Source organism: Mycobacterium parascrofulaceum ATCC BAA-614, assembly GCF_000164135.1.
In the GTDB taxonomy this organism is placed as follows: Bacteria; Actinomycetota; Actinomycetes; order Mycobacteriales; family Mycobacteriaceae; genus Mycobacterium; species Mycobacterium parascrofulaceum.
On sequence record NZ_GG770553.1, the window covers coordinates 1,111,017 to 1,124,863 of the forward strand.

At 71.1% G+C, this 13,847-nt stretch carries 15 protein-coding genes; 9 read left to right on the forward strand and 6 right to left on the reverse strand.

The window, feature by feature from the left end; translation table 11 throughout:
- The 3 genes from eccD to eccE all read left to right on the forward strand — a co-directional run.
- The coding region (gene eccD, locus HMPREF0591_RS05205) for a type VII secretion integral membrane protein EccD (RefSeq protein ID WP_007167388.1) at window positions 1-850 on the forward strand (850 nt) is incomplete at its 5' end.
- Window positions 847-2,241: a type VII secretion-associated serine protease mycosin gene (gene mycP / locus HMPREF0591_RS05210; RefSeq protein WP_040621157.1), complete on the forward strand. Its 1,395-nt coding sequence runs from the start codon at window positions 847-849 to the stop codon at window positions 2,239-2,241. The genes eccD and mycP, both read left to right, overlap by 4 nt.
- Window positions 2,238-3,230 carry a type VII secretion protein EccE gene (gene eccE / locus HMPREF0591_RS05215; protein ID WP_007167390.1) on the forward strand — a complete coding sequence of 331 codons (993 nt, stop codon included), beginning with the start codon at window positions 2,238-2,240 and terminating at the stop codon, window positions 3,228-3,230. Before mycP ends, eccE begins: the two co-directional genes overlap by 4 nt.
- On the opposite strand, the gene HMPREF0591_RS05220 is transcribed toward eccE, so the two are convergent.
- A complete protein-coding gene (locus tag HMPREF0591_RS05220) occupies window positions 3,220-4,431 on the reverse strand; it encodes an alpha/beta hydrolase family protein (protein WP_007167391.1) in 1,212 nt (403 codons plus the stop codon). The genes eccE and HMPREF0591_RS05220 overlap by 11 nt on opposite strands.
- Window positions 4,432-4,554: 123 nt before the next feature.
- Here HMPREF0591_RS05220 and HMPREF0591_RS05225 point away from each other — a divergent pair, with 123 nt between their 5' ends.
- Window positions 4,555-5,340 (forward strand): trans-aconitate 2-methyltransferase, encoded by a 786-nt coding sequence (locus HMPREF0591_RS05225; protein WP_040621160.1) that lies wholly within the window; start codon window positions 4,555-4,557, stop codon window positions 5,338-5,340.
- On the opposite strand, the gene HMPREF0591_RS05230 is transcribed toward HMPREF0591_RS05225, so the two are convergent.
- Entirely contained in the window at window positions 5,337-6,740 is a 1,404-nt protein-coding gene (locus tag HMPREF0591_RS05230; RefSeq protein ID WP_007167393.1) for a sulfatase family protein, read from the reverse strand. The genes HMPREF0591_RS05225 and HMPREF0591_RS05230 overlap by 4 nt on opposite strands.
- Window positions 6,741-6,779: 39 nt before the next feature.
- Window positions 6,780-7,454, reverse strand: coding sequence for a 5,6-dimethylbenzimidazole synthase (gene bluB / locus HMPREF0591_RS05235; RefSeq protein ID WP_007167394.1), 675 nt, complete (start codon window positions 7,452-7,454; stop codon window positions 6,780-6,782).
- A gap of 73 nt (window positions 7,455-7,527) precedes the next feature.
- On the opposite strand from bluB, the gene HMPREF0591_RS05240 reads away from it, so the two are divergent.
- Entirely contained in the window at window positions 7,528-7,812 is a 285-nt protein-coding gene (locus HMPREF0591_RS05240) for a hypothetical protein (RefSeq protein WP_007167395.1), read from the forward strand.
- Here the strand turns inward: HMPREF0591_RS05240 and HMPREF0591_RS05245 are convergent.
- Window positions 7,796-8,278 (reverse strand): hypothetical protein, encoded by a 483-nt coding sequence (locus HMPREF0591_RS05245; protein WP_007167396.1) that lies wholly within the window; start codon window positions 8,276-8,278, stop codon window positions 7,796-7,798. The genes HMPREF0591_RS05240 and HMPREF0591_RS05245 overlap by 17 nt on opposite strands.
- Before the next feature lie 80 nt (window positions 8,279-8,358).
- On the opposite strand from HMPREF0591_RS05245, the gene HMPREF0591_RS05250 reads away from it, so the two are divergent.
- Together HMPREF0591_RS05250 and HMPREF0591_RS05255 are read left to right on the forward strand one after the other, a co-directional pair.
- Window positions 8,359-9,036 carry a phosphatase PAP2 family protein gene (locus HMPREF0591_RS05250; protein ID WP_007167397.1) on the forward strand — a complete coding sequence of 226 codons (678 nt, stop codon included), beginning with the start codon at window positions 8,359-8,361 and terminating at the stop codon, window positions 9,034-9,036.
- Window positions 9,037-9,095: 59 nt separating this feature from the next.
- Window positions 9,096-9,752 (forward strand): L,D-transpeptidase family protein, encoded by a 657-nt coding sequence (locus HMPREF0591_RS05255; protein WP_040621872.1) that lies wholly within the window; start codon window positions 9,096-9,098, stop codon window positions 9,750-9,752.
- Between the two features lie 4 nt (window positions 9,753-9,756).
- Here HMPREF0591_RS05255 and HMPREF0591_RS05260 read toward each other — a convergent pair whose 3' ends face one another.
- Entirely contained in the window at window positions 9,757-10,230 is a 474-nt protein-coding gene (locus tag HMPREF0591_RS05260; RefSeq protein ID WP_007167399.1) for a nuclear transport factor 2 family protein, read from the reverse strand.
- A 108-nt stretch (window positions 10,231-10,338) separates the two neighbouring features.
- Entirely contained in the window at window positions 10,339-10,983 is a 645-nt protein-coding gene (locus HMPREF0591_RS05265) for a TetR/AcrR family transcriptional regulator (RefSeq protein WP_007167400.1), read from the reverse strand.
- 38 nt (window positions 10,984-11,021) lie between these two features.
- On the opposite strand from HMPREF0591_RS05265, the gene HMPREF0591_RS05270 reads away from it, so the two are divergent.
- Both HMPREF0591_RS05270 and HMPREF0591_RS05275 read left to right on the forward strand, forming a co-directional pair.
- Window positions 11,022-12,245, forward strand: coding sequence for a hypothetical protein (locus HMPREF0591_RS05270; RefSeq protein ID WP_007167401.1), 1,224 nt, complete (start codon window positions 11,022-11,024; stop codon window positions 12,243-12,245).
- Between the two features lie 157 nt (window positions 12,246-12,402).
- Window positions 12,403-13,847, forward strand: a 1,445-nt coding sequence (locus HMPREF0591_RS05275) for an Hsp70 family protein (protein WP_007167402.1), incomplete at its 3' end; no start/stop codon positions are given.

Here is a 13,847-nt window from a genome sequence, read left to right on the forward strand (position 1 = left end):
GCTGGTGCCCATCGGCGCCGCGCTGGCGCTGGCCGTGCCCGGGCGGTTCGGGCCGGCGCACATCATGCTCGCCGCGGCCGGCGTCACCGCCTGGTCGCTGGTCGCCCTGATGGCGCCCAGCGCCGAGCGGGAGCGCATCGTCGGGTTCTTCACCGCGACCGCGGTGGTGGGCGCCGGGGTGCTGCTGGCCGCGGGCGCCGAGGTGCTCTGGCACCTGCGACCGCTCGCCATCGGCTGCGGCCTGATCGTCGCGGCGCTGCTGGTCACCATCGAGGCGGCTCAGCTGTCGGCGCTGTGGGCGCGCTTCCCGCTGCCGGTGATCCCGGCGCCGGGCGACCCCACCCCGTCGGCCCCGTCGCTGCGGGTGCTCGAGGATCTGCCGCGGCGGGTGCGGATCGGCGACGCCCATCAGAACGGATTCATCGCGGCCGCGGTGCTGCTCAGCGTCCTGGGCTCGGTCGCGATCGCGCTGCGGCCCGAGGCGGTCAGCGGCGTGGGCTGGTACGTGGTCGGCGCCACGGCGGCGACCTCGGTGTTGCGGGCGCGGGTATGGGACTCGGCCGCCTGCAAGGCGTGGCTGCTCGGGCAGCCCTTCCTGGCCGCGGGCGTGCTGCTGGTGTTCTACACCGCGACCGCGCGCTACGGCGCGGCTTTGGGCGCGGCGCTGGTGCTCGTCGCGCTGGCCGCGGTGTGGGTCGTGGTGGCGCTCAACCCGCACATCGCCGAACCGGAGAGCTATTCGCTGCCCGTGCGCCGGCTGGTGGGCTTCGCCGCCGCCGGGCTCGACGCCTCGCTCATCCCCGTGATGGCCTACCTGGTCGGCATCTTCACCTGGATACTCAATCGATGATTCGGACCGGATCGGCCTGTCTCGCAGCGGCATTCGCGGCCGTGCTGTGGACATGCCCGTCGGCCCTGGCCATCGAGGCGCCGAAGGTCGACCCGGGTGTTCCGCCGCCGAGCGGATCCCCGGGTCCCGTCCAGCCGATGGAGCAGCGCGGCCCGTGCACCACCTCCGGGGTGATCCCGGGCAGCGATCCCGCGGCGGTGACGCCGAGCCAGGCGACGCTGAATCTGCCCGGGGCATGGCAGTTCTCGCGTGGTGAGGGTCAGCTGGTGGCGGTGCTCGACACCGGGGTGCGGCCGGGCCCGCGGCTGCCCAACGTGGACCCGGGCGGTGACTTCGTCGAGGCCACCGACGGCCTGACCGACTGCGACGGCCACGGCACCCTGGTCGCCGGGCTCATCGCCGGCCAGCCCGGGGACGACGGCTTCTCGGGTGTGGCGCCCGCCGCGCGGGTGGTGTCGATCAGGACGACGTCCGCCAAGTTCTCGCCGCGCACGCCGGGCGGCGACCCGCTGATGGCGCGGGCCACCCTGGACGTGGCGACGCTGGGCCGCGCGATCGTGCACGCGGCCGACCTCGGCGCCCGGGTGATCGACGTGTCCACGCTCACCTGCCTGCCCGCCGACCGGCCGGTCGACCAGGCCGCACTCGGCGCGGCGATCCGCTACGCGGCGGTGGACAAGGACGCGGTGATCGTGGCCGCCGCCGGCAACACCGGGCCGACGGGATCGGTCGCGGGCGGCACCTCGTGCGAGTCCAACCCGCTCACCGACCTGAGCCGCCCGGACGACCCGCGCAACTGGGCGGGCGTCACCTCGGTCTCCATCCCGTCGCTGTGGCAGCCCTACGTGCTGTCGGTCGCCTCCCTGACACCGGACGGCCAGCCGTCCAAATTCACCATGGCCGGGCCGTGGGTGGGCATCGCGGCCCCCGGCGAACGCATCGTCTCGGTCGGCAACGCCGACGGCGGCGGCCTGGCCAACGGCCTGCCCGACGAACACCAGCAACAGGTCGCGCTGAGCGGAACCAGCTACGCGGCCGGCTACGTGGCCGGGGTGGCGGCGCTGGTCCGCAGCAAGTATCCCGACCTCAACGCCACCCAGGTCGTGCACCGCATCACCGCGACCGCGCTGGGCGGCGCCAGGGCGCCGTCCAACGTCATCGGCGCGGGCAGCGTGGACCCGGTGGCCGCCCTGACCTGGCAGCTGCCCGCGGGCAACCAGCCGCCCGCGGCGGCGGCCAAGCCGGTCGCCGTTCCCCCCGCACCCGCGCCCAGGGACACCACCCCACGGACCGTCGCGCTGGCCGGAACCGCCGCGCTGGCCGTGCTTGTCGCGGTCGCCGGCGCGGTCGCCGCCACCGCCACCCGCCGACGAAAGGACCCCACCCCGTGAGCCTGCAGCGCTGGATACCCACCCCCGGACCCGGGCGCATCACGCTGGCGGCGCTCGCCGTCGTGCCCGCGGCGATGGCCTACCCGTGGCACTCGACCCGGGACTACTGGGTGCTCGGCATCGCCGCCGCCGTCGTGCTCGCGTTGTTCGGCTGCTGGCGCGGGATGTACTTCACCACGCTGCTGCGCCGCCGGCTGGCGATCATGGGGCACCGGGAATCGGCCGCGGCCGAATCCGGCACGGCGACAACGGCGCTGCTGCGCGTCGGGGCGAGGGCCGACGGCGCCGACGCGCTGCCGCTGCCGCTGCTCGCCTCCTACCTGGACCGCTACGGTATTCGTGCGGACAAGATCCGGATCACCAGCCGCGCCAACGCATCCGACGCCTCCAGGCGGGAGACGTGGATCGGGCTGACGATATCGGCCGCCGACAATCTCGCCGCGCTCAAAGCGCGCTCGCCGCGCATCCCGTTGTACGAGACCGCGCAGGTGGCGGCGCGCCGGCTGGCCGACCACCTTCGCGAGATCGGCTGGGAAGCAACCGCCGTGGCGCCCGACGACATCCCACGGTTGCTCACCTCCAATGCCCGCGAGAGCTGGCGCGGAGTCCAGCGTGGCACGTCGGATTATCTTGCGGCGTATCGGATTCCGGTGGACGAGACGTTGCCGCAGACGCTGGCGGAAATCCGGTCTTCCTCGGCGCTGGAGACCTGCATAGCGCTGGAGATCGCCGGCGACGCTGCGCGGCCGACGATCGCCGCCGCCTGCGCGTTACAGACGGACACGCAGCCCGAACGGCGCGCGCCGCTGGCCGGCCTGGCCTCACAGGCCGGTAATCACCTGCGGGCGCTGACGGCCCTGGACCTGCTGTCCACCCGGCGCCTCGACGGGCACAGCGACGCGCCCCCGGGCCTGCTGGCGGAACTGGACTGGCCGACCGAGGCGGGTGGGGCCCACCGGGAGCCGGCCGCCGAAGCCGCTAGAACATGACGGTCTGCAGAAACGCGGTCATCCGGCGCAGGTAGTCCAGCTGGCTCACGTGCAGCACGTGGCTGCCCGGAAACCAGTGCAGCGCGCAACGATCCCAGTGCTCCCACAGCTTGACGGCGTGGTCCGGCGGCGCCATCCGATCGCCGAGCCCGGTGATGATCATCCGCCGATCCCGTTCCAGCAGCGGCCGATAGGTCAGCGGGCAGTGGTACGACAGCCCGTCGGCCAACTCCGCGCGGCCGATGTGGGACAGGCGCAGCCCCAGCCGCACCAGCTTGTTGGCCGGAAACCACTCGTCGAACAGGGTCGCCGGGGTGACGACGGGGCAGTTGGGGATGACGGCCTCGAGCCGGTCGTCGACCGAGGCCACCAGCGCCGAGGTGTAACCGCCCAGCGAGATGCCGGTCAGGGCGATCCGGTCGACCCCGGTGCCGCGCAGGTAGTCGATGATCGACCGGAAGTCGTGCACCGCCTGGGCCATCGCCTCGGCGAAACCGCTCATGCCGCCGGCGAAATAGCCGAAACCGCTGAAGGGCGAGAACCTTTCGGCACGCTTGCCGTGAAAGGGCAACGTGTACATCACGACGTCGTAGCCGGACCGGTAATACCACGGCAGGGCGAAGAACCGCCCGTTCGCCAGGTACGACGACCCCATGAAGCCGTGGATGACGCACAGCGTGGGACGCGGACCGTCGTCGTGGCGCCAGTGCTGCGCGCGCACGATGTTGTTCGACTTCCAGGCCCTCCACCGCTCGCGCATCGCGGGGTTGACGGCCGTGAAGCTGCTTTCGAACGCGATGTTTTCCACCGCGCCGCCCGCGGCCCACTCGGTCAGGGGGCTGGCGCGCCGCGACCGGACGCGCGGCGGCCCGGCCGGCGCGGGAAACGACTTCACCGGGTTCCGCTGCGCGGCCAGTTCGGCGTAGAAGTTCAGGTTGGCGCGCTCGTCGGAGTGCCGCAGGGCGCCGGCGAGCACGGCGGGCGCCACCGTCGCGGTGAGCAGTGACGACACCCAGGTGCGCAGGGCCAGGTCGCCGACGGCCGAGCCCTCGACTACCATCCGCTGGCGGGGGGACAGCGCGGAATTCGGGGGCAATCCGCCGATGCCGATCGGCACGTCCGCACCCTGGAAGGCGTCCTTGAACGCACCGGGAATGTCGGGAACGGGGATGGGCGGGTCAAACGAAGTGTCGGGCGCCACGAACGCCGATGCTAACCGGCCGGCGCGGCCCCCGGGGCCGGTTGGGCGGCGCCGGGGCGGCATACGGTAATACGGTTGGGCTATCCGCCTACCGCCGACGGCGCGTTGATCAGGAGGACGGACATGTGGGATCCCGACGTCTACCTGGCCTTTGCGGACCATCGCAGCCGGCCCTTCTACGACCTGCTGTCCCGGGTGGGGGCCGAGCGGGCCCGCCGGGTCGTCGACCTGGGCTGCGGCCCCGGCCACCTGACCAAGTACCTGTCCCGGCGCTGGCCCGACGCGGTGATCGAGGCGATGGACACCTCTCCGGAGATGGTCGCCGCCGCAAAGGAACGCGGCATCGACGCCGTCGTCGGCGACCTGCGCCAGTGGAAGCCCCAGCCCGACACCGACGTGGTGGTGAGCAATGCGGCCCTGCATTGGGTGCCCGAGCACGCCGACCTGCTGGTCCGGTGGGCCGAGGAGCTGGCGGCCGGATCGTGGATCGCCGTCCAGATCCCGGGCAACTTCGAAACCCCGTCGCACGCCACGGTGCGGACGCTGGCCAGGCGTGAGCCGTACGCGAAAGTGATGCGCGACATCCCCTTTCGGGTCGGCGCCGTGGTGCAGCCGCCGATCCAGTACGCCAACCTGCTGCTGGACGCCGGATGCAAGGTCGACGTCTGGGAGACCACCTACCTGCACCAGCTGACCGGTGACAACCCGGTGCTGGAATGGATCACCGGGACGGCCCTGGTCCCGGTGCGCGAGCGGCTGAGCGCCGAAGACTGGGAGCGGTTCCGCGAGGAACTGATCCCGCTGCTGGACGACGCCTACCCGCCCCGGCCCGACGGCACGACGATCTTCCCGTTCCGGCGGGTGTTCGTCGTCGCCGAGGTGGGCGGCGCGCGGCGCTCGGCCGGCTAACCGCTCGCCTGATCCTCGATGCCGCGGTCGGCCGCGATCGCCGAGCGGGCGGTCGGCTTCACCCGGTGGATCTGCAGGTACGTCTCGGTGTAACGCGCCGCGATGCGGGTGCCCGCGAACTCCGACGGGATGACGTCGCCCGTGCGCTGCCGCCAATCATGAAGCCGCACGGCCAGATCCGCGGCGATTTCGTCGGCGCCGGGATTCTCGCCGGCCAGCAGATTGGTGGTCTCGGTGGGGTCGGTGCGCAGGTCGTAGAGTTCGCGGTCCGGGCGCGGGCCGGCGACCAGCGGCGCCACGGCGATCCCGGACGGGCTTTCCTCGATGTCCAGCGGCAGGTCGAGCAGCGGGCGGGCCGCGTAGTTCTCGATGTAGCTGTATTCCTTGGTGCGGATCGCGCGGATCGGATCGAACGAGTCGTGATAGGTCTTCGTCGTGTACACGTGGTCCCTGACGGGCACGGCGTGCGGGTCCGGCGCGAGCAGGGCGCGCGCGTGGGACACCCCGTCGACGTCGGGGGGGACGTCGAGACCCAGCAGCTCCAGCAGCGTCGGCAACAGGTCGACGCCGCTGAAGAGTTCGTCGTACACGCGCGGGGTCGGGGGCCGGCTGGTGGGGGGCCGGATGATCATGCCGATGCCGGTTCCGGCGTCGTACAGCGTGGATTTGGCGCGCGGGAACGCCGCGCCGTGATCGGTGAAGAACACCACCCAGGTGCTGGCGTCCAACCCGGTTTCGGCCAGCGTGTCCAGCAGCCGGCCGACGGCGGCATCGGCGGTCGCGATCGAGCCGTAGAAGGCGGCGAGGTCGCCGCGCACCTCGGGGGTGTCGGGCAGGCACCCGGGCGGGTCGACCCGCGCGCTGTCCGCCGGCCGGTAGCGGTCCGGGGGATACGGCCGGTGCGTCTCGAAGAATCCGGCGGTCAGCAGGAACGGCTGGCCGGCCAGGTTCTCGCCGCCCGCGCGCAGCCACTCGCCGGCCTTGTCCACCACGTACTCGCAGTACGAGTTCGACACGTCGAACTCGTCGAAGCCCAGCCGCTGCGGATAGGACGTCTCGTGCTGCATGCCGAAAAGCGCCGAGTACCAACCCGCGCCGGTCAGGATCTCGGGCAGGGTGCGCACGCCGTTGCGGTATTCCCAGCCGTGGTGCGCCAGCCCGATCAGGCCGTTGGTCTGCGGGTAGCGGCCGGTGAACAGCGATCCGCGCGACGGCGAGCACAGCGGCGCCGTGGCGTGCGCGCGGGTGAACAGGATGCCCTCGGCGGCCAGGCGGTCCAGCCGGGGACTCGCGACGTCCCGGTGGCCGTAGGCGCCGAGATAGCGACCCAGGTCGTGCCAGTGCACGATCAGCACGTTGTCTTTGCGGTCCGCCGCTTCGCCCGGCGCCAATTGCGTCACCTCTTCAACCTTCCGTTGCGACCGGCGACGATACCGCAGCTAGTTGGGGGAACCCTGGGCGCGCCGACTCCAGCGGTTCTCGCAGACGAACTCCGACAGCGGCCGGGCGACGGCCCAGCCGTCCAGCTCCAGCGCGGGCCGATCGGGGAATTCGGGCACCGGACCCAGGCACAGAATGGCCACCGGCTCGGCGCCGGCGGGCATTTGCAGCAGGGCCGCCAGCCGGTCCGGGTCGAACAGCGAAACCCAGCCCATGCCAAGGCCTTCCGAGCGCGCCGCCAGCCACAGGTTCTGGATGGCGCACGACACCGACGCGAGATCCATCTGCGGCAGCGTCCGCCGGCCGAACACGTGCTTGTCCCGGTCGTCGCACAGCGCCACCACCAGCAGTTCGGCGCACTCGAGGATGCCCTCGACCTTCAGCGCCAAAAACTCCTGCGCCCGATCGCCCAGGGCGGCGGCGGTGAGCGGCCGCTCCTCGTCGACGAGCGCGTGGATGCGCCGCCGCAGCGAGTCGTCGGTGATCCGGATGAACCGCCACGGCTGCATCAGACCGACGCTGGGCGCCGCGTGGGCGGCCTGCAGCAGCCGCGCCAGCACCTCCTCGCCCACCACGCCGCCGGGCGAGAACCGGCGCATGTCGCGGCGCTCGGAGATCACCCGGTAGACGGCCCGCCGGTCTTGCGGGCTGAATGCCTCGTTCACGCCTGTCATCGTAGGAAATCCGCGTTAGCGTGGACCGGGGCCGCACCCCGGGCCCGGCGAACACCCGAGAAAGGAGTGTTCCGTGCAGCACCATGACCTACTCGACCAGCTTGCCGCCGACGGCGCCGCCGGCCGCGTCTACGGCGAGCCGTATCACACACCGGACGGCACCACCGTGATCCCGGTCGTGAAACCGCTCGGCGTCTTCGTCGTGCGCAACGGCGAGGCCTCCTGGAGGCCCGCCGTGGACGCGAATCGCATCGCGCTGATCGGGGTGATCACCGGCCTGCTGGCGGCGGTGATCGGCAGCCTGGCGGTGCTGCGGCAACCGCCCTGGCCGCGGATGACGATCACGGACTATAGGTGACGCCGACCGCGCGGTAGACGTACTCGGCGGGCATGTCGAAGGCCAGCGATCGCCGGGGCAGGCAACCGAGGACGTCCGCCGGGATGGCGGCCTTGTAGTGCAGCGACAGCTCGCCGCTGAACTTCGGGTTCACCCGCGCGACGTCGACGTCGACCTGCAAACCGGTCGACGAGATCTCCACCCGCGCCGCCCCGGTCTGCGGCGCGTCCCAGCGGACGTCGACGGTGGGGCCCGCCAGCCTGGGCAACATGGACAGCGTGGCCAGCACCCGCTCGGCGGTGAACACCAGCGAGCCCGTGTAGCTGGCGACGCTGTGCGGCAGCCGCACGCCGGGGATGGCCCCGGAGAAGCGCCGGGTCACGGCGACGTAGTCGGCAAGGTAGAGAAGGCCTTCCGCCTCGACCTGCGCGTGCACGTCGTCGGGCAGCTTGCCGATGCCGAACAACCTCCGGACGAATACGGCCATGACGCCAGTATGGCGCGGGATCGCCGAACACGTCCCGGGCCGCCCGGGCAGCCGCGCGGCGCGGCTGGTATCGGTGGGTTATGACTCGACCGCCGACCGTTCCGGCCGTGTGCATCGCCCTCGCCGCCGCGGCGGCGTACGCGCTGATGTGGGTGGGCTACTCCCACGACTGGCACTGGGAGCAGCGCATGGACTGGTCGCTGCTGGACGCCGCGCGGGACAGCGCGGTCAAACACCCGTTCTGGGTGCGGTTCTGGGCGGGCGTCTCCTTCGCGCTGGGGCCGGTGCCGCTGCGGGTGCTGGGCACGGTGGCGGCGGTGGCGGCCCTGGCCGTGCGCCGGGTGCGGGCGGGGCTGCTGTTGCTGGCGTGCGCGCCGCTGAGCGGGCTCGTGACGGTCGCGGCGAAGGCGCTCGCGGACCGGCCGCGGCCGCCGACCATGCTGGTGGCCGCGTCGGAGACCTCGTTCCCGTCCGGGCACGCGCTGGAGGCGACGGCCGCGCTGCTGGCCGCGCTGTCGTTGCTGGTGCCGGGGGCCGGCCGGGCGGTGCGCGGCGTCGCGCTCGCGGTGGTCGCGCTGGGCGTGCTGGCGGTGGGGATCTCGCGGGTGGCGCTGAACGTGCACTACCCGTCCGACGTGGTGGCCGGGTGGTCGCTGGGCTACCTGTATTTCCTGTTGTGCTTCACCGTGATCCGGCCCCCGGCGGCGGCCTTGTCCCGAAAACCCTGCGACGCGGGTGGTTTGGTCACGGCGCGGTGACCTAACCGGGGCTGAAGCTTTACTTGACCTTGGGCTGGGCGGGTTTGACGATGGAGGTCATGCGCCGACTGCTCGCCTCGCTGTCCGCTTCGGCGTGCGCACTTTTCGCGTCGCTGGCCCTGGCGCCGGCCGCCGGCGCCGCCGGCGCCCCGTGGTTCGCCAACGCGGTCGGCAATGCCACCCAGGTGGTTTCGGTGATGAGCACCGGCGGATCGAACGCGACGATGGACATCTACCAACGCACCGCCGCCGGCTGGCAGGCGCTGCGGACCGGCATTCCCACCCACGTCGGTTCGGCGGGCATGGCGCCGCAGGCCAAGAGCGGCGTGCCGGCCACCCCGATGGGGGTGTACACGCTGGACTCCGCCTTCGGCACCGCGCCCAATCCCGGCAGCGGCCTGCCCTACACGCAGGTCGGCCCGAATCACTGGTGGAGCGGCGACGACCACAGCCCGACCTTCAACTCGATGCAGGTGTGCCAGAAGGCGCAGTGCCCGTTCAACACCGCCGAAAGCGAGAACCTGCAGATCCCGCAGTACAAGCACGCCGTCGTGATGGGCGTCAACAAGAACAAGACCCCGGGCGGCGGTGCGGCGTTCTTCTTCCACACCACCGACGGGAAGCCCACCGAGGGCTGCGTGGCGGTCGACGACGCTCAGCTGGTGTCGATCATGAAATGGCTGCGGCCCGGCGCGGTCATCGCCATCACCAAGTAGCCGCTCAGGTGGCCAGCGCGCGACCGGGCTTGAGCGTGAAGTTCATGCCCTCCAACGACATCGTGGCGTCGTAGGTCCGGTCGTAGCCGGTGCCGCTGATCTTCCAGCCGGCGTCGGTGCGCCGGTAGGTGTCGCGGTAGAAGGCCGCCCCGATCAGCATGAAGTTCAAGTCGCCGACGATCACCCGGTCCTGCAGATACCAACTGCCCGTTGCGGTGTCGCCGTCGACGACGATGTCGGGATGGGTCACCCGGTGCTCGGTGATGACGTTGGCGGGCAGCGACGTACGCATGTACTCCACCAGGTCGTCGCGGTTGGTGAAGTGCAGCTCGTTGCCGATCGACGGCCCGTAGTCGGCCTTGATGTCCTCGGCCAGGGTGTCGGCGAAGTCGTCCCAGTGCTTGGTGTCCAGCGCGCGCAGGTACCGGTACTTGACCTGCTTGATGGCTTCGATGTCGGCGAGATCGTGAGGGGTCATCAGGTCATTGCAGCACACGGGTATTAGGCCCGCTGCGCTCGCATCGACGAGCCGGCGTCGGCCAGGCATAAACCACGGTCACCTTGTGCGGCGTGTCGTGTGCGTGGTTTATGTGACGCGGTGGCCCCGGCCGTCGGAGAGGTGGCGGGTGACCATGTCGATCAGTGCGCGTCGCTCCAGGCTCCAGTCGACCTGTGTCCCGGTGACCATCTGTGCCAGCACCACACCGCGCAGCGTGGCCCAGATGACCTCGGCCACACCGGCATTCGCCGGGTCGTCGGTGATCAGTCGGCCCAGCTGCCCGACCGCGTCGTTCATCTCCAGCAGGTGACGGCGCGGCGACTCACCCGGCCCGCCGCGGGTGGCGCGCAGGATCTCGAGCGCGGCCATCGACGTCGGGCTGCTGTAGCAGCTCCAGGCCGTGTCGACCACGATCTCGATGCGCTCGCGCAGCGGCAACTCGCTGACGTCGGCCGACGACAGGCTCTCGATCAGCCGGTCCACCCCGTCGTCCACGACGGCCGTCAGCAGGCCGTTGCGATCCCCGAAGTGATACTGGATGACCCCCCATGTCACGCCCGCGCGTTCGGCCACGTGCTTGGCGGTGGCCGCCGCGAAGCCCTCCTCGGTGATGCAGCGGACCGTCTCTTCGATGATCCTGGCGCGGGTGTCGTCGCCGCGCTTGCGCGGCGCGCGGGTGCGCCGGGTGGGGCCAACCGAGCTCCCGGCGCTCTGAGGTGCGGCAATCGACATTGTTGACTTTATAACATAGTCGTGTCTATTTTTGGCGCGTGAGCCGATCCCGATACGCGCGGCTGACGCGCGAGCAGCTGGCCGTCCTGGTTCCCGAATTGCTCCTGATCGGACAGCTGATCGACCGCTCGGGAATGGCCTGGTGCATCAGCGCGTTCGGCCGCGACGAGATGGTGCAGATCGCCATCGAGGAGTGGGCGGGCGCCAGCCCGATCTACACCCGGCGCATGCAACGGGCGCTGAACTTCACCGGCGACGACGTGCCGACCATCTTCAAGGGGCTGCAGCTCGACATCGGCGCCCCACCGCAATTCATGGACTTCCGCTACACCGTGCACGACCGCTGGCACGGCGAATTCCAGCTCGACCACTGCGGCGCCCTGCTCGACGTGGAGCCGATGGGCGAGAAGTACGTGTTCGGCATGTGCCACACCATCGAGGACCCGACCTTCGACGCGACCGCGGTCGCGACCAACCCGCGCGCCCAGGTGCGTCCCATCCACCGTCCGCCGCGCACGCCGGCCGATCGCCGGCCGCACTGCGCGTGGACCGTCATCATCGACGAGTCTCACCCGGAGGCCCAGAGCATTCCCGCGCTGGACATCGTCCGCCAAACCCGTGCCGCCGCATGGGAACTCGATCCGATCGACCGGTCCGAGGAGGGCAAGGCGGATTACTCGGGGCCGTTGCTGTCCGACTTCGACTTCGCCGGCTTCTCGCATTCGGCGCTGGTCCGGATGGCCGACGAGGTGTGCCTGCAGATGCACCTGCTCTACCTGTCGTTCGCCATCGCGGTGCGGGCGCGCGCCGCGGACGACGCCCAGGCCGTATCGGTGTGCACCCAGGGGCTGACCGGCATCGCGGGTGTGGCCGCCGAGCGGATTCACCGCGCGCTGGAGCTGCCCGGCGGCGCCCGGGGCGTGCTGGAGGTGCTCGAACTGCACCCGCTGCTGAACCCCGCGGGCTACGTCCGAGCGGAGACGGCCGACCGGCTCGTCGTGCACCGCTCGCCGGCCCACGACGACGCCGCCTGGATCGCGCTGTGCACTCCCGAATCCACCCAACCGCTGCAGGCGATCGCCACCGCCGTCGACCCGCACCTCGAGGTCCGGGTCAGCGGGACGAACACCGAATGGACCGCGGAACTAGCCGAAACCGACACCGCCGCGCCCGAACTGCCCGAGGTGTCGGTAACGAAAGTCAGCGGCGGAGCGACATTCCAATTCGAGCCCAGGCGATCGCTGCCGCTGACCGTGGTGTAGGCGCCGGCGTAAGTTTGTCAAGGGGCGGGCGGTACCACTTCGGTGACGAGGTGGCATCGACCGGATACCGATGATGTTGCAAGCCATCGGATTTCGGCGTGTCCACGGCTATGGTTAACGCTGGCCACCGACCCCTATAGACGAAAGTTTTCGCTCTATGTACGACCCACTTGGGTTGTCGATCGGGACCACGAACCTGGTCGCTGCGCGTAACGAAAGCCCACCGGTAACCCGGCGGTCGGTGCTGACCCTATATCCGCACTGTGCGCCGAAAGTCGGTGTACCCGAAGGTGATTCGATCCTGTCCGAGCCCGGCGTGATGATGAAGGGCTTCGTCGAGCGCATCGGCGATTCGGTGGCGCTGGTGTCCGCGGACGGGTCCGCGCACGATCCGGAACTGCTCACGGTGGAGGCCCTGGACGCGATGGTGCGGGCCGCCGGAGCGGACGCGTCCAGTTCGGAGATCTCCATTGCCGTCCCGGCGTACTGGAAACCCGCGACGGTGCAGGCGTTGCGCGACGGCCTGCGGACGCATCTGGGATTCGTCCGCAGCGGCATGGCGCCCCGGCTCGTCTCCGACGCGATCGCGTCGCTGACCGCCGTGAAGTCCGAACTCGGCCTGCCCGACGACGGCGTGGTGGGGCTGCTCGATTTCGGTGGCGGGGGCACCTCGGCCACGCTGGTCGACGTCGCGGGCGACTTCGAACTCGTCAGCGCGACAATGCGGTACGCGGCCCTGTCGGGCAACGAGATCGACCAGGAGCTGCTGCTGCGGGTCTTCGAGGAGCTGGGCCGCGGCAGCGGCATCGACCCGGCCAGCACGGCCGCCGTCGGGCAGCTGGGTGAGCTGCGGGAGCAGTGCCGGCTGGCCAAGGAGCGGCTGTCCACCGACGTGGTGACCGACATCGGCGCCGAGCTCGGCGAGCGCAGTTGCAGTTTCACACTGCGGCGCGACGACCTCGAAGACCTGATGGCGGACCGGCTGACCGGCTTCATCTACGCCTTCGACGACATGCTCGTGCGCTACCGCAAGAGCTGGGCGGACCTCGCGGCGGTGGTCACCGTCGGTGGCGGCGCGCACATCCCGCTTGTCGCCGAACGGCTTTCGGTCCATGGGCGCACCCCGGTCCTCACACCCTCGCAGCCGGCCCTCGCGGCGGCTGGCGGCGCGCTGCTGCTGGCGTCGCGGGGCGAGGAGCTGAGCCTGCGGACGCGGACGTCAATCGGCGTGCTGGCGTCCGCCAACGCCGCCGGTGACGTGGTCGACCTGGGGGCCGGCGACGTGCTGGTGATCGACGACGAGGCGCTGACGGACCGCGAGTTGGCGTGGTCGCAGACCGAGTACCCCGGCGACGTGCGGGTGCGGTTCGGCGGCGAGACCTACGACGAGGACGGGCCGTCCGGCTGGTCGATGCGGCTCAACGTCATCGACCCGCCCCCCGAGCGGCCGTGGCGCCGCCTGCGGTTGTCGCAGTTGATCATCGGCATGTCCGCTCTGGTGGCCATGACGGCGATCGGCGGCGTGGCCTACACGCTGACCGGCATCGAGAACCGCCAGGCCCCGCCGGCGCCCAGCGTCGCGCCGCTGCCGGCGCCGCCGGC